Origin of the sequence: Paenibacillus gyeongsangnamensis, assembly GCF_027533625.1 — a bacterium.
Classification (GTDB): domain Bacteria; phylum Bacillota; class Bacilli; order Paenibacillales; family NBRC-103111; genus Paenibacillus_G; species Paenibacillus_G gyeongsangnamensis.
The window spans coordinates 1-19460 of sequence record NZ_JAQAGZ010000007.1; the positions used below are offsets into that span (position 1 = coordinate 1).

Genomic DNA, 19460 nt, shown 5'->3' on the forward strand with positions numbered 1-19460 from the left:
TCATCTGCACAATCACTATCTGCCGCATCAGTCTCTGCAAAACCATACGCCGGCTGCTGTGTATAACCGTGACGTTATTCTATTATCCACATGTGAATGACAAAAGAGAAAGCCTTTCTCCCGCGCCTTCGCTTGGGCTACGTCCTCAACCTATGAACATCTTCTTCAGTGGTAATATCTTTCAATATTTCCATCACTGATCGATTAACTGCTTGTCCCTTCGGGGCAATTACAACAAACATTGTGCAAGATTTCACACCTTAAAAATCTAAAAAAACTGTCTTGACATCTTGTAGCACCATAAAGGAATCGTAATTATCGATTACTAAAATCATGCGGATCATCCTTTCAATCGAATTAAATCATGAATTCACAAATTCCACAGGAACCCAGTTGCGTAAACTATTGATCAACCAACTTTTTGATGCTCTTTTTATATCCTCTTTCGTTAAAATACACTCTTCAATTTGCCCAGCTTGGAGTAGATATTCTCTAAACGTCCCGGGTAATAAGCCGCATTCCTTTAAAGGCGTGAATTTTTTTCCACCAATTTCCAGAACTATATTTCCTATTGTAAACTCGGTAATCTCACCTTTTTCATTCCAAAGAAGAACGTCAAAAACATCCGGTCGGCTTTCTTTTAGCCGTTCATACATTTCACGGTAGGTTGTCTTATGGTAGAGAAATCGGTTTTTTGGATTAATAGGAGATCCGGCAAATGAGACTTTTTTTATATCGTTTATCATGAGTTGCAGAGGTTCAGATTCAATTCGGGATTCACCGTTCATAGACATCAATAACTTTATACGACGTAACTCATTAGAGTGTTGTATACTATATTCTTCCAATAGTGAATTTACTTCGTGTTCTCTAAATGGAATGTCGAAATACTTGGCAGATGACTTCATTCGATTTAGATGATAATCCAGAAGGGTATAATTCCCGTTTTCTAATCGGATGGTCTCAAATAATTCAAAGCTCTTTTTATTTTCCGTTAACAGAGCGGCTTTGGTTAATATTTCATTGTATTCATCTTCTGAGGTAGAGTCCCAAGTGATGCCTCCCCCTACTCCATATACCGCTGTATTCAATAAAGTATCGACCACCACTGTGCGAATAGCTACATTAAATACGGAGAAGCCATTAGGGGAAACGAAACCGACGGCTCCGCAATAGACTTCTCTTGGCACTTGCTCAAGTTCGGCGATTAAACCCATTGTACTTACTTTGGGTGCTCCTGTAATGGAACCGCATGGAAATAATGCGGAAAAAATGTCAGTCAGCGATTTTTTTTCTTGCGTAGCAGCTGATATGGTTGAGGTCATCTGTAAAACTGTAGGATACGTTTCAATTTCAAAGATTTTATCTACGTTAACAGATCCCGCCTCAGCAACCCGCCCCAAATCGTTCCTCAATAAATCTACAATCATTAAATTTTCCGCTCTATTTTTTATTGAGGTTTCCAAAAATTCATGATACGTTCGATCTTCTTCATTTGTTAGACCGCGTTTTACAGTGCCCTTCATTGGTTTTGTGACAATTTTCCTGCCGTCCCAATAACAGAATAATTCCGGAGAAGCAGAAAGAATTCGGAACCGTCCGGTTTGTAAATAAGCCGAATATTGACCTCTTTGCGACTGACTAAGGCATTGATAGAACGAAAAATCATCCCCTTCAAAGTCATTTAAGAGACGAATGGTATAATTTACTTGATACGTATCTCCCCTCAAGATCGCATCCTTTATTAATGCGATATGTTTTTGATACGTCTCCATAGATATATTAGGTTTCCACTCTGAAAGATTAAATTCTCCCTTTCGATATTGGATATCTGTATCCTTTTTTGTATATTCAGGCTCATGAAACAGACCAAACCAAAGCAAGGGCATATTGGCATTGCCGCAAACTTGAAATGCAGAATCGAAGGCTGGGGCGGCTTCGTAAGATACATACCCTGCAGCATAATAACCTTCTTTTACTGCCTCATCGATTTCACGCAAAGCGGGCATCACCTCATTCACTTGAGCAGCCGAAATAATTTTAACCGGATTACGAAAGATCATATTTTCTTGATTATTGAGTCTGTCATTAAATTCAAACAGCAAAAATTCTTGATCGTTCATTCTTTCGCTAACTCCTTTTTTTGAAGTTATATCATCTTAATCCATCAAAGATAACTTTCCGCTCGCAATTAACAATTTATCGTTGTGATACATTAGACTAGCCGAACGTATATCTCTAAACAACCTTTCCAAAGGCAGCTGCTTATTTTCAGAATACCCGTATTTGAGCCCGGCAATATTCATAAGGTCATTGACGATTTCGAATAGTTGCTCGGAAGCGAGTATTTTTACATTATTCACTTTAATTCGGAAAGCAGGTCTGAATAAACATTCCATTTCATGATTTCTATATTTTTCGTATTCGTTTAATGTTTCGCGTAAATAGGATTCAACCGTATCCAACTTAAGTCTGATTCTTCCGAGTCTTTCCATCAGGAGATCGGAACTTACATTAAAGTGCTGTTTCGTAGTCGGATCCTTTAATAAATTCCTAAACGAGCGATAAACACCTTGTACACCTCCCAACCAACTTGCCGCCCAAGTCAAGAGTGCGATAGGGATTTGAGTGATCGTAGCAATATTAAGAAAATCTTGAGTGGGATTAATAATTTGCTCTAGACGAATATTTCCTTTGAGGTCTAAAGATACACTGTTTGTACCTCTCATCCCCATGGTGTTCCAATCGGAAATTTGCTCTATTTCGAGTTGACTGCGTCTAACATATACAAGCTTTACATCTGTTTCTCTCGCGCTATCATCTTTTCGCATGGAAATTAAGTAAGCATCGCAATGCAATCCACCGGATACTACAGGGGCTAATCGATCTAATAAAATATGATCTAATATATTATCATTTTCAAATTTCAAAGGGGCCTGCGCTCTTAATAAATCTGCTCCTTTCCCTTTTTCTGTAGTTACTGACCCGATTAAAAAGCCGTTTTCTGCAATATCCCGCAATTCCATTTGTTTAAATTGTTCGGAAGCATGATTCACCAATATGGCCACTTGCTGGCAGTGCATAGACCACATCATTCCGGTTGAAAGACATCCTGCGGATAATATTTTCGAAATTTCAACCATAACTTCATAACCGAGTCCCAGACCGCCATATTCTTTTGGAATAATGAGCCCCATAAAACCGTGTTGCTTTAATAAATGAAAATTTTCAATAGGAAATCTGTTTTCTTTATCAATTATTTGGGAGTTTTTTTTGGCGAATTCGCTTATTTCTAAAGCTTTATCCATATAACGTTCATTATCCACGCTTTCTTCAAATAAATAACTAGGTGGCAATTCTACCATCCCCTTTTAAGTTGATAGAGTTTGAATTGGACTTATAGGTTCCGTTATGACTCGTTTTATTTTGCCTGTTGCGGTCTTCGGTATCATTTCAACCAGATGAAAACGTTTGGGTATTTTATAATGCGCAAAATGTTCTTTACACCACGACAATAATGTTGTGAGCTCGATCTCTTTTTTAGGAGAAATATAGGCTTCTATCCATTGATCTTTGTCATTAAAAATGACCAACGCTTCGTTTATCTCCGAAAAATTCTTCAATTTCATTTCAATCTCCATCAAATTCACTTTTAATCCGCCAATAATAATTAACGAGTCCGATCTTCCTTTAATGATGAGAACTTCCGTATTAAGCACCCGTTTCATTTCACAGATATCGTTCGTTTTAAGCCATTGATCCTCATATCTGTTATCCGTTTCTTGAGTTAGATATGAACTATGCGGAAGACATAAATATAGTTGATCGTTCAATACTTTGTAATTGAATCCACAGCAGATTCGGACCGCAGGTTTGAGGGAATCTTCCCAGAAAATCGATAGAGATCATTCCCACTTCGGTCATTCCATAATTCAAGCCAATCGGAATTCCGAATTGATCATGAAACCTGTCAAATGTCTCTTCTTTTAAAATATCCCCTGCCGATAGCGCTATTCTTAATCGAGGATAAGCTGCCTGTTCAAATGAATTTGTTAACAATTCATAATGAGCAGGAACGGCAAATAAAGCACTTACCTTCTTATTAATTAATGTATTAATGATTTCATTTTTTTGATTTGATTGCGAAAATGTAACCGTAGCTCCTGAATAAAGCGAATGTAACAACGCGGTAATTAAACCATAACTATGATGTAATGAAGATAAAATAAGAACCGTATCGTCCTTCCTTATTGAACCTTCTTGTTTGGCGGTATTTTTTATTTCTTCAATAATAGATTCCGGGGTTCTCCCTATGATCTTTGGAATTCCGGTTGAACCTGAAGAGCTTAATATTAATGAAACATGATCAGAATGCGAATCGTCATAATGTTTAACGAGTTTTATTTCTACTTCTTCCTTAAATTTGGCTAGCAGACTATGTTGTTGAATAGATTCTATGTAAAAGTTAGGTTTAGCAATATGAATGAGTTCATTTACCTCATTTTCTTTTAAGCGCGGGTCGAGTAACATTACTTGGTTATTATTTTTCCACAACGCAAGAATTAAATAGATCAACGAGTACGAATGTACCACTCTTAAGGCAACCCGGCTCCCCTCTTTAATTCCCTCATTTGATAATTTCAAACAACATCTCTCAACTTCATTTTCAAGCATCCTGTAACTAACTGACCGATTGAAATTTAAAGAAATTTGGTTGTTATTTTTATGTTCTTTCATTATAAATTCATATAAATCGTTAGAGTTAATCAAAATATTCCCTCCTAACTTAGAACTGGAACTCGGCTTATTCCCTTGCCCATCCATTATCACTTCTTAAATGTAAAAATTTAGTGTACTACGGCTTAATTTAAATTAATATAATTAGTGTGTCAATGTATTTGGAAAATAAAAATAAAATATTATAAATTTAAAACTAATTATATTAGTTAATTTTCAAAGTGGAAACCATTATCCCCTTAATCTTTTCTAGGGAATTCTCGGACTAAAGGGTCTAAAATGCTCAACTTTCGGAGTATTCATATTAGCCTTTTATAAATTAATATTAGTTTTAAAAATATTAATAATAGTAAAAATAATACAAGTGTTATAGAATAGTAAGGGAATAGAGGACTTGGGGAGGGAAACCGTTTGACACGAGGCCGAATTTTCACGTTATTTTTACTAATGAATATTGTCAATTATCTAGATCGCTACATCACTTCCGGCGTTCTTCCACTGCTGAAGGAACATTTTCATGCGACTGATCTGATGCTCGGTTCGCTCGGAACCGCGTTCATGATTACCTATTCGTTTACTGCGCTGCCGTTCGGCATTTGGTCGGACCGATGGAAGCCTCACAAGGTTGCCGCCATCGGGGTTGGCATATGGAGTGTAGCCACCTTTCTTTCCTCTTTTGCTTGGTCGCTATCCTCTCTGTTTTTGTTCCGTTCGTTTGTCGGGCTTGGGGAAGCCGCTTATGCGGCGACGGCAAGCGCCATTTTATCAGGGCAGTTTCCAAAAGATAGGCGATCCATCGTTTTAGGATTATTTAACTTGGGGATACCGGTTGGCGGAGCCGCAGGCGTTTTGCTGGGCGGCGTTATCGGTGCACAAGTCGGTTGGCAGGCCGCTTTTGCGCTCGTCGGATTTCCCGGCTTAATCCTTGCCGTGCTCACCTGGAGACTTCGCATTGAGAGCAGCGCGGTGGATGCCGACGCTGCCGCTCCTGCAGGTTGGCGATGGAACCTCCAGGGGATTGGCTCCCTGTTCCGGAATCCGGCCTACATGCTTGCCTGCCTCGGTTATTCAGGAATCAGCTTTGCGTTCGGTTCCATCGTGCTGTTCGCTCCCTCGCTGTTCGTTCGCGACTTTGGCTACAGCTTAGGTCAAGCCGGCCTCGTTACCGGCGCCATTCAAGTACTTGCCGGTTTGATCGGCGCACCCCTGGGCGGCTGGATTGGCGACGCTTGGCAAAAACGCAATCCTCGCGGGAGGGCTTACATTCTAACACTGGTAATGACGCTGTCCGCCGTCTTTTTGTTTTTCGGAGTGGCAATGCACAATATCACTTTCTTCTTTTTCTCCACATTATTCATGCTCATGCATGTCGGAGTTGCTTCCGCATTCATTCTCGACGTAACGGAAAAGCCGCTCTGGAACACGTCCCAATCCATTGCCTTGCTGATTATGCATTTGTTAGGCGATATTCCTGGTTCGGCAATCATCGGTTATATTTCTGACCGCACAAGCCTCTCTTTTTCCATATCGCTTTTGCCTATTCCGATGGTTTTGGCAGCGTTGTTCTTCCTAGCTGCCGGCTTGCGAAGCCATGTGCGCTTCGTAAGTCAAGGGTCTATTTCCAGCTCATAAGGTCCCTTGAAGCAAGAACAACTCGTAAGTTGCCTGAACGCCGCCTTCGGGCACTCGGAACATTCTTTCATACTGTTCAAACATAGCTGTGAATAAGTGCCTGGCTCCTAAACCATGGTCCACGGCTGCTTCCGATGTGCTGGCTCCCACAGCTTTGATCGAATGCAAGAAGGCCCTAACGGAAGGATAAGTATGATGTTGGAGCTTCCGCTCCCCTTGAACATTGGAGAAGCCCGCTTCGCTAAGCCAAGCCTGCCAATCGATCGCAGCCGGAAAAGATAGTCCATGACGCTGCGGCTTCATTCCGTTGGCATAGTAGGCCTTATCGAAAGACTCATGCAGCTCGCGAAAAGTGTCCGGGCCAAAGGTCGAGAAGAGCAGCCGTCCGCCGGGGCGAAGAATGCGGCACAACTGACGAAGCGTCTCCTGCGGATAGCTCAGCCATTGAAAGCAAGCGCTCGAGACAATCAGATCGTACGAAGCCGAAGGCGCGGAAGCCGCCCATGCCTCGACGTCAGCGAGGAGAAAATGAATCACGGTAGCATTGGCTTGCTCTGTGGCTGCTCTCAAACGCAATCGCCGTTCAGCGGCTTCCAGCATGGCGGGTGACAAATCGATTGCCTTGATCCGTAAGAAAGGCCACCTTTCAAGCAGCAGCTCAGTCAATATGCCGGTGCCGCAGCCGATTTCGAGCACATCAAGGCCTTCCGCCCCCGATAGGAATCCGCTAGAAGACATCGAATCGGCGAGCCAATCGGCCATGTGCCGCTGTACTTGGGCATGGGTGTCATAGGCTCCCGCTGCGCTCCGATTAAACCGGTTGCGTATCGCCTGAACTCTGCTTACCATTCCACCATCTCCTTATGCTGGACGCGATATCGGTTTCTCGCCCAAGAAAAGGCGCATGTCCGCACCCCTCCAGCTTGATTAATTCCGCCTGCGGCAGCTGATTGTACAGCTCTTCAGCCGCTCCGTATGGACAGATGCTGTCCTCCAAGCCATGCACGATTAGCGCCGGCTGTAGAAGGTCGGTCAGCAGAGGCAGGACATTCTCCACGCTGAGCAGCTGAAGCCCTGCCTGAAGGGCAGAGGTTGTCCAACTGCCGGGACCTGGCAGCTCGGCCTCAAGCCCCGCTTCCCGTTCCTCATCCGTGAACAGCGTCCGGCGAAACCGGGATTCAACCTTCGCTCGATCTTCTGCAAGCGCTGATCTCATCTGACGCAGATACACATCCGGCCAGCCCCGGTCTCTTGCTTCTTTCGGGCGTACAAAACGGGCCGTTGAGGCGATTAGCACCAGGCCGTCCACATCACCGTTGGTTGCCAGCCGAAGAGCCAGCAAGCCGCCGAGTGACCAGCCTGCGATGACCAGCTTAGGGTGGGACGCTGATGCAGCGACTTCCCTATCTGATGCAGCTCTGCAATGTTTTGCAGCTGATTCTATCCGATCCAGCAGCTCCTCCGTTGCACCTGCCGAGCTGTAATCCACGGAATGATGGTGAAACTCCGGCAGAAGCGATTGGAGCCGATCAAAGATCGTCACCGGCATGCTCCATCCTGTCAGCCACAGAATCGTTGTATTCGATGTATACATCCCGCTGCCCTCCGTCTCGAATGGGAAACTGCTCCTTCTGCCATATTCCATCCCTTTCATGAGACAATCACTCCCATCCGAAGACCGACTCGGCGTATGCGGACCGCAGCATCGAGCAGATCGGCCGCTGTATGCGCCGCCGAAACGGAGAAACGTATTCGGGCCGTACCCTCCGGAACCGTAGGCGGCCGGATCGCAACGGCGGCGATGCCTTCCTCTTCCAGAGCAGAGCTGAATGATAAGGCGGTATCGTTATCGCCAATGACGACCGGTATAATGGGAGAGTCGCCGGAACCTACCCGGAAGCCGGCTTCGCGAAGCGCGTCTCGCAGCAGTCGGCTTCCCTCATCCAATTGTACCCTGCGTATCGCCTCCGTCCGAACAAGCTCCAGCGCAGTGTATACACCCGCGAGTACAACGGGAGGCAGCGCGGTAGAGTAGATCAGCGGCCGTGCTTTATTAACCAGCCATCGGATGAGAGTCCTGCTGCCGCAGACATAAGCGCCATAGACTCCGAACGCTTTGCTGAACGTGCCCATGTGCACATCCACCTCGTGCTTCAAGCCCATCTTATGACACAACCCCTCGCCATGAGCGCCATAAATTCCACTGCCGTGCGCTTCGTCTACCATCAGCATCGCTCCGTGCTCGCGCTTGAGTTGAACCAGCTTGCGCAGCAGAGCATGATCACCGTCCATAGAGAAGACGGTATCCGTTACGATCAGCTTTCGCCTGGCACCCTGATACTTCGTCAGCAACGAATGGAGATGCTCCATATCGTTATGACGGTAACGCGCATGCTCCGCACGGCTAAGCGTGATGCCATCGACGATGCTCGCATGGTTCAGCCGATCGCTGAAGACTACATCGCCCCGACCCACGAGGGCGCTGATTACCCCGGAATTCGCCGCATACCCATTGGCGAATACGAGCGCCGCTTCGCTCTGCTGCCACTGGGCAACGGCTTCTTCCAAGCGACTGAAGGAAGGGCCGTTTCCCGTTACAAGTCGAGAGGCGCCCGAGCCCGCTGCTTCATGCAGCAGAGAATCCCGCATCGCCTCCAAAATGGCCGGATGTCCGGCCAATCCAAGATAGTCATTAGAGGACAAATTGAGCAGCAGCCGTCCCCCACGCTCGATATAACCGGTTCGATTCCTTGCCGGGATGCTTTCCCGCAGAACCCGCTCTTTTGCTTCCCCGGCCCAAGCCTCCAGCTCGATATTCATCCAATCCATCAGCGGTTCACCGCCTTACAATGCACACATTTCAATCTCAAATCCCAAATCCTCAATGATCTGGTGGTCTGTCGTGACTTCTTGACCCGCTGTAGTCAAGTAGTCACCGACAAAGAGTGAATTGGCTGCATAGAGTGATAGGGGCTGCAGTGTACGGAGATTCACCTCTCGTCCGCCGGCGACCCGAATCTCCTTGGAAGGACAGATAAAGCGGAACAGTGCGAGCACCTTTAACGCTTTCATAGCCGGGGTTCGACCCGCATTCTCGAGCGGAGTACCCGGAATGGCGTTCAGGAAGTTGATGGGGATCGAATCCGCATCCAGCTCACGGAGTGCATAAGCCATCTCTACGATCTCTTGATTCGTCTCCCCCATGCCGATAATGACGCCCGAGCAAGGAGACATCCCGTAGGTCTTCACCTTGCCTACCGTTTCCACGCGCTGGTCGTATGTATGGGTGGTTGTAATTGAAGGATAGTTGGCACGGCTCGTGTTCAGGTTATGGTTATACCGGTGAACTCCCGCATCGGCAAGCCTCTCGGCTTGTTCCTCCTTCAGAATTCCTAGGCATGCACATATTTTGAGCGGCATCGTTTCTCGGATTTCCTTTACCGCCTCGACCACTTGGTCCAACTCTTTGTCCGTCGGCCCTTTACCTGCCGCTACAATACAGTAAGTCCCCGCTTTACGGGACATGGCCTCACGTGCGCCGGCTAACAAGGTTTCTTTGTCCAGCATCGAGTATTTTTTGACCGGCGCCGTCGATACAATCGATTGCGAGCAGTACCCGCAGTCCTCCGGACAAAGGCCGCTCTTGGCATTAATAATCATGTTCAGCTTTACTTTCTTCCCAAAATAATGCCTCCGCACCGTATAAGCAGCCTGCATCAACGGCAGAACATCATCGTTATCCGCTTCAAGTACAGCCAGCCCTTCTTGCTCTGAAATAGCTTCTCCTGCAATCGCTTTTCGTGAAAGATGGGCCCAATCGGTAAAATGAACACTTGTCGTCACGAAAAATCATCCTTCCATAGTTTAATATCCAAGCGCCCGCCTTATAGCATTGAGGTCTAAAGAGGCTCGGGCGGCATTGGCCAAGTCTTCCGTCGTCCAAGCTTCTCCCGAAAGCGACGGGAAGCGCCCAAGTACGGGCAGCCCGCTATAGTGCTCAATCAGCTCCGCGTTCGTAGTGAAGCTAGGATCCTTGTCGGCATCATACTGCCCCCCTTCGTTCATTACAATGCCCACAATCGGGATCGCACGCTGGCGTAATAATGAGACCGTCAGTAAGGTATGGTTAATTGTTCCGAGCCCTGTACGGGCTATAATCATAGCCGATATCCCGAGCCTAGCGATAAGATCCGCCACCAACGCGTCCTCTGTCAGCGGGACCGCGATCCCCCCGGCCCCTTCAACGAGCAGCGAATCATACCGCCGGATCAACGGCTCGCCGGCCGCAAGCAGCATGTGAAGCGTCAGCTTCACTCCCTCTTGTTTTGCGGCAAGCACGGGGGTAAGCGGAGCCCGAAAGCTGAAAGGCGCGATCGCCTCAGGCCGCTCATCAAGTCCGGCTCCGAGCACCAGCCTCTCCGCATCCGTCACCCCGCTGCCTATCGGGGCGCCGGATTGCACAGGCTTCCATATGCCTACTTGCATTCCATCTGCGCGCAGTGCTGCAGCCAATGCCGCAGTCACTATGGTCTTACCGACATTCGTATCGGTCCCCGTGATGAAAAGTCCGCGTATTCGTCGGTTCATACCTGCTAATCTCAGCTCCCCTCCGTAGCTTCGCAGATCGCCCGGGCGAGAATATTCGTCATTTCTTCCAGCTCTCCTACTGTGCTGGCTAGTGGAGGAATGAAGACAACTACATTGCCAAGGGGCCTCGTGAGCATCCCCAGCTCACGTGCCCGGAGGCTCGCACGGACACCGATACGGTCCGCCCAATCGTAAGACCGACGTGAAGCCTTCTCCCGTACCAGCTCGATGCCGATCATCAATCCCTGCTGCCGAACCTCGCCCACATGCGACCTATCCGCTAATGCAGCCAGCTTCGCAGCCACGAAGTCCGCTTTCACTCGGACACCTTCGACGATCTTCCGGTCCTCTAACAATTTCAGACTGGCAAGTGCAACCGCGCAGCCCAAGGGATTACCGGTAAACGAATGACCATGGAAGAATGACTTTTGCTCTTCATAATCCGCATAGAAAGCGTTATACACCTCATCTGTCGCCAGGGTAGCCGCCACAGGCAGGTAACCGCCGGTTAGTCCCTTCCCTACCACCATGAAGTCCGGGGATACCCCTTCCAGGTCACAGGCGAACATAGCGCCGGTCCGGCCGAAGCCCGTGGCTACCTCATCGGCAATGAACAAAACCCCGTACTTGCGGCACAGCGAAGCGATATCGCGAAGCGTACCCGGCGGCATGACGATGATGCCGCTTGCCCCTTGTACAATCGGTTCCACGATGAGAGCTGCGATCTCGTCCGAACGAGTCTCCAATATGGTTTGAATCGCGGACAACGTCTCCTCCTTCGCTCCCACGGCGCCTCCTTCATGACGGTACGAATAAGGATACGGTACCACATGAGAAGGAAACAGCAGCGGACGAAAAACGTCATGATACAGAGGAATCGCTCCTACGCTGACCGCGCCAATCGTATCGCCATGATACGCTTGGTTCATGGTGATGAAGCTCTTTTTCGCGTATACTCCCCTGTTGTGCCAATATTGATAAGCCATTTTCAGAGCAATCTCAACGCCGGTTGCCCCCGAATCGGAGTAGAACACCTTCGTTAATCCCGCCGGAGCGATCCTCACCAGCTTCTCCGCAAGCTCAATCGCAGGAATATTCGCCATGCCAAGCAGTGTGGAATGGGCCACTCGCCCCAGCTGATCCGTAATCGCCTGATTGAGCTCCGGAACGTTATGGCCATGAACGTTCAGCCATACGGAGGAGAAACCGTCATAATATGCCCGCCCAAGAACATCATACAGCTTTACGCCCTCTCCGCGTTCGATGATGAGAGGATCAGCGTTGTTATAATCTCTCATCTGGGTAAAAGGATGCCACACATGAGATTTATCCAAGGCTGCAAGTTGTTCATAAAGAGAAGCCACAACAATCACCCGCTATTGAGCAATTTTAAACGTTAACCACGTAAATTTAATTACGGTTAACATTTGTGACCATTTTAACAGACCCGGGATATCGTGTAAAGGCAGAACAAAAAGGAGAACATCTTTACGAAAATGAAATGTTGACCGCTTGCTCTGAAGATTATTATAGAGTTATCCTTAATAGTGAGGAATTGTTGGAATTACAAAAAGTGAGAGGTGAGATGATGAAATTTGTCAGGATAAAAAGTAATTTGAGTGACCAAAGTATTCAAGACCGTTTACAATATAACCCCGAAATCATCGAATTGTATCTTGACGAATACGATTTATTGGACACATCCAGACTTGTTGAAAAAATAAGATTCCTACAAAATCTTAATATTCGAGTCTACTTGCATCAGCCTTCAACGCATAATGGAGTTTATCTGGACATCCTTTCCGAAGATGAAGATATGCGGAATTACTATTACGAAACATCTAAAATTCTTTCAACTATTTGCCACAATGAAAACATACACTCCGTAATTCATGCCCATTATGTGAATACCATAAGTTCTAATTCGGACAAGCAGAGTACAATAAAGATGAGAAGGCGAATACAAGATATTCTTGATTTCGCATCGGATCGATTTGTATGGGAGGATACGATACAGGGTATTTTTTCGTTCGATAATCCCTATTTGTTGGATGAGTTAATCAGGCCGCTCGACTTGCCATTAAATATCGACGTAAGTCATTCATTTATAGCTTGCAGGGGCGATAACGGAAAATTACAGCAGATTCTTGAATCTACTCAAAAGCATGCCAAATATTTTCATTTAGTGGATAGTATGGGAGAGAAGCATGATTCGCTTCCGTTAGGTGAAGGAAAAATCGATTGGAAAATGGTGAAGCCGTACGTTATGGATAAAGATTTCATCTTTGAAATCAATCTTAAAGGAGACCATAACGACTGTACTCCAATGATCGATAGTGTAAAATACTTTAATGAACTCGAGCTGTCTTGTACATAAATGAGCAGCCCAATACAGCAGAGAGAGCACTGCAAAAGTCATATTCACTTTTGCAGCAGTCTCGTTGCTGCTGAAAACGATTCTTATCGGGAAACGGGCTGACCTTGAACGGGAGAGCTTTCCATTACCGCTCCGCTGCGCTTCTTCTTGCGGTTGTCCCTCCACTGGGCAAGCTTTAAATAGAACGAAGGAACGATAAACAACGTCAGTAGAGTGGAGAAAATAAGTCCCGAAATGATGACTACAGCCATTGGACGCCACAGACTGCCACCCATGATCGCCATGGGCATTAAGCCTCCAATGGCCGTAGCGGATGTTAGCAGGATAGGACGAAGCCGCGCCAGGCCGGATTCGGCAATGGCGTCATACAGCTCCATGCCGCCTTGCCTTGCGTGTTCAATAAATTCGATAAGCACAATTCCGTTACGCACTACGATCCCCGCTAAGCTGACAAACCCCATAAGCGCCATGAAACCGATTGGCGCTCCGGTCACGAACAGTCCGATTAATGCGCCTCCCATAGCTAAATAGACGGTAGTCATTACAAGAAACGGAACGGACAAGGAATAGAATTGCATCGCGATAATGATGAAAATGAGGAATACGACGACAATCGAAAGCTTGCCTATGGAAACGAACGCGTCGTTGCGTTCCTCATTCTCGCCGGCATATTCAAACGTGTAACGTTCCGGTTTTTGGATTTGCTTCACTTTATTTTGCAGCTCGGCCACGATATCTGCGGGCAAACGCCCGTCCGTATAAGCTCTCACCGTAATCGTTCTCACCAGATTATGATGCAGAACGGAAGTGATCATACGGTTTGAGCCCAAGCTAACAAACTCTTTGATCGGATATAGCTCCCCGGTTTGCGACGGAATGAGCAAACCTTCCACCGTTTTCATCGATGGTGACTTATCCGGTCCGCTATAAAGAGTAACGGGAATGCTCTCGTTATCGAGCTCAAGCTTGGCAGATTCAACGCCTTCCGTGGCTAGCCGCACGGTTGCGGACAAGTCCTTCTCGCTCACGCCGTAAAAACGCGCTTTGTTCTTATCAAGCTGAAGATCCATCGTATACATATCCTCGCCGACATCGTCGGAGACGTTGGCTGTTCCCGGAATGCCCTTTAAAATAGTCTGCACCTGTTTGGAGAGGACGCTAAGCTCGCTTAATTCCGGACCGCTGATCTTGACGGCAATCGGCGCTCCGACAGGGGGGCCCTGCTCCAGCTCTCTAGGCAGAAGCTCGATGTCCGGGTACATTATCTTAAGCTGCCGGCGCCAGTTGGACACGAGTTCACCGGTATGGACGCGCGACTCGTCGACCTTGACAAACAGTTGTCCGATTCTTGTGTCGGTAGAGACGGTTTCGGCGTAATAAAACTTGGGGGCTGTTCTCCCGGCATAGGCAGTGACAAAACGGACGCCCTCCTGGCGATTCGCCCAGGCCGATAAATTTTGCATCATGTCGGAGACTTGATTGAAGCTGCTGCTTACGGGCATTGTAACATCAAGCAAAAATTCGTCCCGCTCCGCGCTTGGAAAATACTGAACGCCAAGCAGCGGCAGCAGCGCATAGCTGGATGTTCCGATAATAAGCGCCGCCATACCGGTTAGCAGCGGCTTTTTCAACAAACGGCGAATGAGTTTCCCGTAATATACGCTAAGGCTCTGCAACGGCCCGCCAAGAAGTCCGGGCGGCTTCTTCCGGACTGCGGTTCCCATACGAAGAGCGCGCTCGCCGGTCCATTTACGGAAAATCGGAACGATGGTCAGAGACATGGCCATGGATGCCGTTAGCGTCAAGCTTACAACGACGGGAATCGGGCGGATAAAGTCGCCGATATTGTCCTTTAGGAAAAATAGCGGGAAGAAAGCCGCTGCAGTGGCAACCGTTGCGGTAATAATGGAAATGGCCACGTCCCGGCTGCCTTCCAGCGATGCAACCGATGGCGAATCCCCGAGCGATTGTCTGCGTTCGATATTGTCGTTTACGACTATCGCATCGTCTACGAGTATACCTAATACGATGACGAGTGCTACGATGGTGATTTGATTCAAGTCAATGGACGACATGCCGATCGGGATAAAACCGAGCGCGATGGAAACCGGGATCGCCAGCGCGACCATGATGGCCGTACCTAACGTAAGTCCCATGGAACAGACGAGCAGAACGGCAGCTATGCCAATCAGCATTTCTCGCGTCAGATCGGAAAACAGCTTATTGACGCTTTCCTTTTGCGTGAACAACGATACCATCTTCACTTTAGAGGGAAGCTGAGCTTGCAATTCGGAAACTTTCTCGTCGATCCTTTTTTGCAGTGACGGTATATCTTGGCCCTTCGCAGGGTAAATGACTACATCGGCCGCTGTTTTGCCGTTGTGAAACACTTGTTCTTCCACTTTTTTCGTACCGATTTTGACATTGGCGACATCCTGAAGTTTAATCGTATTGCCCTGTCCGGCCGGACGGTAAATAACGGTATCCGCAATATCGCTGGCGGACTCCCACTCGCCGGTCAGCTGGACGTAAACGTCGCGGTTATTTTCATTCACATTTCCAATCGGCGAACGATCGTGGGCGTTCTGCAAAGCTTGCATCACGTTCGACCAGGGCAGGCGAAAGGCTTCGAGCTTATCGCTGTCCAGAATCACTTTTACTTCCTTGTCGGGAATTCCGACAATCTCTACATCGTTGACGCCCGAAACCGTGCGAAGCTGTTCCCTCCAAAATTTCGTAATAGGGCGCAGCAACTCCAGATCTTCGGGACGGTCCACGATTAAATGGATAATTTGAGCCGCCGTCTTGGCCAAATCGTCCTTCACTTCGGGCTGATGGGCTTCGGCAGGTAATTTGCTTTGTACCGACTGCACCTTTTGTCTTAAGGTATCCCACGACTGCTTATAGTCGATTCCAGGCTCCATCTCTACCGTAATGACGGAAACGTTGGTGGACGAAGTCGAATCGATGTTCTTGATATGATCCATTTCCCTGATTTTCTCTTCCAAAGGCTTGGTGACGAGCTGTTCGACCTTTTCCGGTGAGGCCCCTGGATAGATCGTACTGACGAGTGCCGTAGATACGGTAATCTCGGGATTCTCCCGTTGGCTTAAAGAAGTGAAGCTGGAAATGCCCACCAAAACGAAAATGAAAAAGAACAAGAGCGTAATTTTTTGATATTTCATCAGCTTCGCAATCAAACGGATTCATCCTCCTCCCGGAAATCCGGTCCGTTAACTTTCCAGCAGTTTGATATGAATTTCGGCCAGTGTGCGGGCCAGCTCGGGAACCGATTCTACCCCTTTCTTTCGGATATAAAACCAGGTGAAAGTCAACTCCGCAACCATACCGATGCTGGCGTAAGCCATTTTTTCATCCGGATAATGACAAATTAACAGATGCGCCAGACGTTCTTTAAAGGAAGTATGAATGGCTGTAAGCTTCGAAAAATTCATTCCGTCCCGCACCGTTATCCACCAAATCGATTTATTCTCAAAATAAATCATTAGCAGATCGTGAAACAGATTGTAGTAATAATTGAAAACATCTTTTGCCGGAGGGGCGCTCTGAGATGCAACACTGTCTTTTACTTGGATATTTTTTTGAACGACGTCCTCCAGCTTCCCCAAATAGTCCATAACAAGGAAGTGAAAGACTTCCTCCTTTGTTTTGAAGTACAAATAAAAGGTTCCCTGAGCGACAGCCGCTTCTTTCACGATGTCGGATACTTTGGTGTTGTAATATCCATTGCAGGAAAATAGCCGGGTTGCAGCTTCGATGATTTTTGTTCGCGTGCGTTCGTTTTCACTCATTGAGAATAACCTCCTAGCAGAGAATGGGTTAGGGGATTATTCGCTTGGCTTTACTTTCTCCATATTCTGCAGTTGGTATTGTCCGGAGACGACCAAAACATCGCCTGGCTGGAGTCCAGCGACAACTTCTTGAATGGATTCCTTGCTGCGCCCGAGCTTAACCATCCGTTTTTCTGCATGGTCTCCATTAACGATGTAAACAAAGGGCTCGCCTTCTTGGCGAAGAATGCTATCCGCCGGCACGGCAACCACTTGCTGCTGCCCGTTGTCGGCGAGAATCAATTGAACGCGCATACCGGATTTCAGACGACCGTCGTCGTTGGCCGCTTCCAATTCCAACGCATAGGTTCTTGTTTGGCTGTCGGCTACATTCGCCAAGTAAGTAACCTTCCCTTGGAGCTTATCCGGCGAACCGGATATCTTGAACGGAACGGTTTGCTTGCCTTGCACAAAGGGCAAGTCCGTTTCCGTTACTTCGGCTCGTATTTTAATCGGATTTTGCCGCTGCACGACACCGATTTTTTGCCCGCGTGCAAGCGTAATCCCTTCCTCGATCGGCATCTCGGTTAAAATTCCGGCTGTCGGCGCTTTAACGTCAAAATTGGAGATACTCGAATCCACATCTTGCATGCTAATCTCGTTGGCCTGTAATTGGTATTGAAGGGAGGAAAGCGGGTTGCTGTTTTTCAAAGTATCGAGCTTCTGCTGTAAAATCTGAAGATTCAGCTTCAAATTATTTACTTGAGATTCCAATTGCTCCTTTTGCTGCTTGGTCGCGAGGCCAACGTCATAATCATTCAACGTCTTGTTGTATTGTTTAGTCGTATCGTCCAAATTTTGCTTGGCTATGAACAAATTATTCGTCAGCTCCAACATGCTATCGTTCAAATCCCGTTTAGCCTTGGTTAACTGTTCTTCGAGGCTGGCTTGTTCATAAAGCAGCTTTTGTTTTTGACGCATCATGTCCTTTTTATCAAGCTCGATAATCACGTCGTCCTTTTGGACGGTGTCGCCGCGTTTTTTCAGTACATGCAGGGCATCGCCGTCGACTTTCAGGACGATATTGATCTCCAGTGACGGAATGACATTCGCTGCAAGTTCTTTGGCGCTGTCCCAGGCTTGCATCCTGACCTTAACCGTTTTCACCGATTTGACCGTTTGCTCCGAAGCTTGCTCATTCTTTGAAGCGGCAGTGGGGGGCGTGCCATTAGAGCAGCCGGAAAATAGGATCGTGGTTAAGAGCAGAATTACGCCTGCTTTATTCCAAAATACTTCAACTGTTACCCTATAAAGTTTCTTTTGCTTTGGCCGGTTTGGCATGGAACCTTCACACTCCATCTGCCTTGTATATGTAATAATGCCATATCTCGTCTTTCAGCTCTTTTTGGATTTTATTTTGCATTTCCAAATAATCCAAATAACCGATGATTTCCGACATGACCAAAGAAAACTCTCTTTGATATAATTCTTTGAAATAGGAAACAGCCAGCTCGGCCGCCGTTGAAATTCCGCTTGCAACCAAAAGCAAAATCATGTCCGCCCTTTTATGGATTCGGCTTAATTTCGTCATGACCAATTCTTTATGATTGCGAATCAGTTCTCCGTGTCCGGAGAAAGCAATCTCGATATCGAGACTCGAACACTTTTTAAGCGAGTCCACATATTGGATTAAAGTCATGATCCGCCTGCCTGTCCGGTCCGGTTCTACAAGCGCGTTACTGGACATGTGGCTGATTAGATGGTCGCCAATAAAAAGCCATTTGCGCTGTTCATGGAAAAAAACCAAATGATCGGGGGAATGGCCAGGTGTTTCGATGACCTGCAGCCCCGCTACCGTATTAAAGTCATTTAACGGCAAAATGTCCCCGCGGATTTTGTTTTTCTCATTTTCCCGTACATCCTCTTTCAATTTTTGTACTTGCCGTTCCCCGGAGGTACCGCAACCCATTTCTTGATATAGCTGTTGAAAGAATGCTACCCTTAAGGACAAAAACTCCTTGTCTCTTTTCAAACGGTGAATCGATTCTTTATGGGCATAGACCGGGATTTCTCTTACTGAAGAAATACGATTGATCAAGCCGACATGGTCTTGGTGACTATGAGTAATAATGATTCGAGTCAAGTCATGAAGAGTAAACCCGTTTTCGCTCATCATCCTGATGAACGCTCCCCAGCATTCTTCGGAATCCACGCCGGCATCAATCAATGACAAAGAACCGGCTTCCTCTATCAAATAAAAATTAAAAGTTCTTAAACTATAATGTGTCGGAACCATAATCGGATAAACAGAGCATCCTTCTTTTGAAATCATCAAA

At 46.9% G+C, this 19460-nt stretch carries 16 protein-coding genes; 2 read left to right on the top strand and 14 right to left on the bottom strand.

Going from position 1 to position 19460, the window contains the following annotated elements:
• Positions 1-362: 362 nt before the first annotated feature.
• From pabB to O9H85_RS11990, 4 genes are all read right to left on the bottom strand, one after another.
• On the bottom strand, positions 363-2123 hold the full coding sequence (gene pabB / locus O9H85_RS11975; protein ID WP_269881615.1) for an aminodeoxychorismate synthase component I: 1761 nt from the start codon (positions 2121-2123) through the stop codon (positions 363-365).
• A 36-nt stretch (positions 2124-2159) separates the two neighbouring features.
• Positions 2160-3356, bottom strand: coding sequence for an acyl-CoA dehydrogenase family protein (locus O9H85_RS11980; protein ID WP_269881616.1), 1197 nt, complete (start codon positions 3354-3356; stop codon positions 2160-2162).
• A gap of 15 nt (positions 3357-3371) precedes the next feature.
• Positions 3372-3728, bottom strand: a complete 357-nt coding sequence (locus O9H85_RS11985; protein WP_269881617.1) for an AMP-binding enzyme — start codon at positions 3726-3728, stop codon at positions 3372-3374.
• A 70-nt stretch (positions 3729-3798) separates the two neighbouring features.
• The gene (locus O9H85_RS11990) at positions 3799-4770 is read right to left on the bottom strand and encodes an AMP-binding protein (protein ID WP_269881618.1); all 972 of its coding nucleotides are present in this window, start codon (positions 4768-4770) and stop codon (positions 3799-3801) included.
• Positions 4771-5148: 378 nt separating this feature from the next.
• Here O9H85_RS11990 and O9H85_RS11995 point away from each other — a divergent pair, with 378 nt between their 5' ends.
• On the top strand, positions 5149-6369 hold the full coding sequence (locus tag O9H85_RS11995) for a spinster family MFS transporter (protein WP_269881619.1): 1221 nt from the start codon (positions 5149-5151) through the stop codon (positions 6367-6369).
• Here the strand turns inward: O9H85_RS11995 and bioC are convergent.
• Genes bioC through bioA form a run of 6 tightly spaced genes read right to left on the bottom strand, consistent with a single transcriptional unit; the run spans position 6364 to position 12320 of the window.
• Positions 6364-7218 carry a malonyl-ACP O-methyltransferase BioC gene (gene bioC, locus O9H85_RS12000; protein ID WP_269881620.1) on the bottom strand — a complete coding sequence of 285 codons (855 nt, stop codon included), beginning with the start codon at positions 7216-7218 and terminating at the stop codon, positions 6364-6366. The two genes, O9H85_RS11995 and bioC, sit on opposite strands and share 6 nt — an antisense overlap.
• On the bottom strand, positions 7181-8023 hold the full coding sequence (locus O9H85_RS12005) for an alpha/beta fold hydrolase (RefSeq protein ID WP_269881621.1): 843 nt from the start codon (positions 8021-8023) through the stop codon (positions 7181-7183). Before O9H85_RS12005 ends, bioC begins: the two co-directional genes overlap by 38 nt.
• Positions 8020-9198, bottom strand: a complete 1179-nt coding sequence (gene bioF / locus O9H85_RS12010) for an 8-amino-7-oxononanoate synthase (protein ID WP_269881623.1) — start codon at positions 9196-9198, stop codon at positions 8020-8022. The genes O9H85_RS12005 and bioF overlap by 4 nt, the downstream gene beginning before the upstream one ends.
• A gap of 15 nt (positions 9199-9213) precedes the next feature.
• Positions 9214-10212, bottom strand: a complete 999-nt coding sequence (gene bioB / locus O9H85_RS12015) for a biotin synthase BioB (RefSeq protein WP_409348133.1) — start codon at positions 10210-10212, stop codon at positions 9214-9216.
• 21 nt (positions 10213-10233) lie between these two features.
• Positions 10234-10956, bottom strand: coding sequence for a dethiobiotin synthase (bioD, locus tag O9H85_RS12020; protein ID WP_269881624.1), 723 nt, complete (start codon positions 10954-10956; stop codon positions 10234-10236).
• An 11-nt stretch (positions 10957-10967) separates the two neighbouring features.
• Entirely contained in the window at positions 10968-12320 is a 1353-nt protein-coding gene (bioA, locus tag O9H85_RS12025; RefSeq protein WP_409348134.1) for an adenosylmethionine--8-amino-7-oxononanoate transaminase, read from the bottom strand.
• A 65-nt stretch (positions 12321-12385) separates the two neighbouring features.
• Between bioA and O9H85_RS12030 the strand changes: the two genes are divergently transcribed.
• A complete protein-coding gene (locus O9H85_RS12030; RefSeq protein WP_269881625.1) occupies positions 12386-13333 on the top strand; it encodes a TIM barrel protein in 948 nt (315 codons plus the stop codon).
• An 83-nt stretch (positions 13334-13416) separates the two neighbouring features.
• On the opposite strand, the gene O9H85_RS12035 is transcribed toward O9H85_RS12030, so the two are convergent.
• From O9H85_RS12035 to O9H85_RS12050, 4 genes are all read right to left on the bottom strand, one after another.
• A complete protein-coding gene (locus tag O9H85_RS12035) occupies positions 13417-16533 on the bottom strand; it encodes an efflux RND transporter permease subunit (RefSeq protein WP_269881627.1) in 3117 nt (1038 codons plus the stop codon).
• 33 nt (positions 16534-16566) lie between these two features.
• Positions 16567-17145, bottom strand: a complete 579-nt coding sequence (locus O9H85_RS12040; RefSeq protein ID WP_269881629.1) for a TetR/AcrR family transcriptional regulator — start codon at positions 17143-17145, stop codon at positions 16567-16569.
• Between the two features lie 36 nt (positions 17146-17181).
• Positions 17182-18291: an efflux RND transporter periplasmic adaptor subunit gene (locus tag O9H85_RS12045; RefSeq protein ID WP_269881631.1), complete on the bottom strand. Its 1110-nt coding sequence runs from the start codon at positions 18289-18291 to the stop codon at positions 17182-17184.
• Between the two features lie 181 nt (positions 18292-18472).
• The gene (locus tag O9H85_RS12050) at positions 18473-19456 is read right to left on the bottom strand and encodes an MBL fold metallo-hydrolase (RefSeq protein ID WP_269881632.1); all 984 of its coding nucleotides are present in this window, start codon (positions 19454-19456) and stop codon (positions 18473-18475) included.
• Positions 19457-19460: the final 4 nt, after the last annotated feature.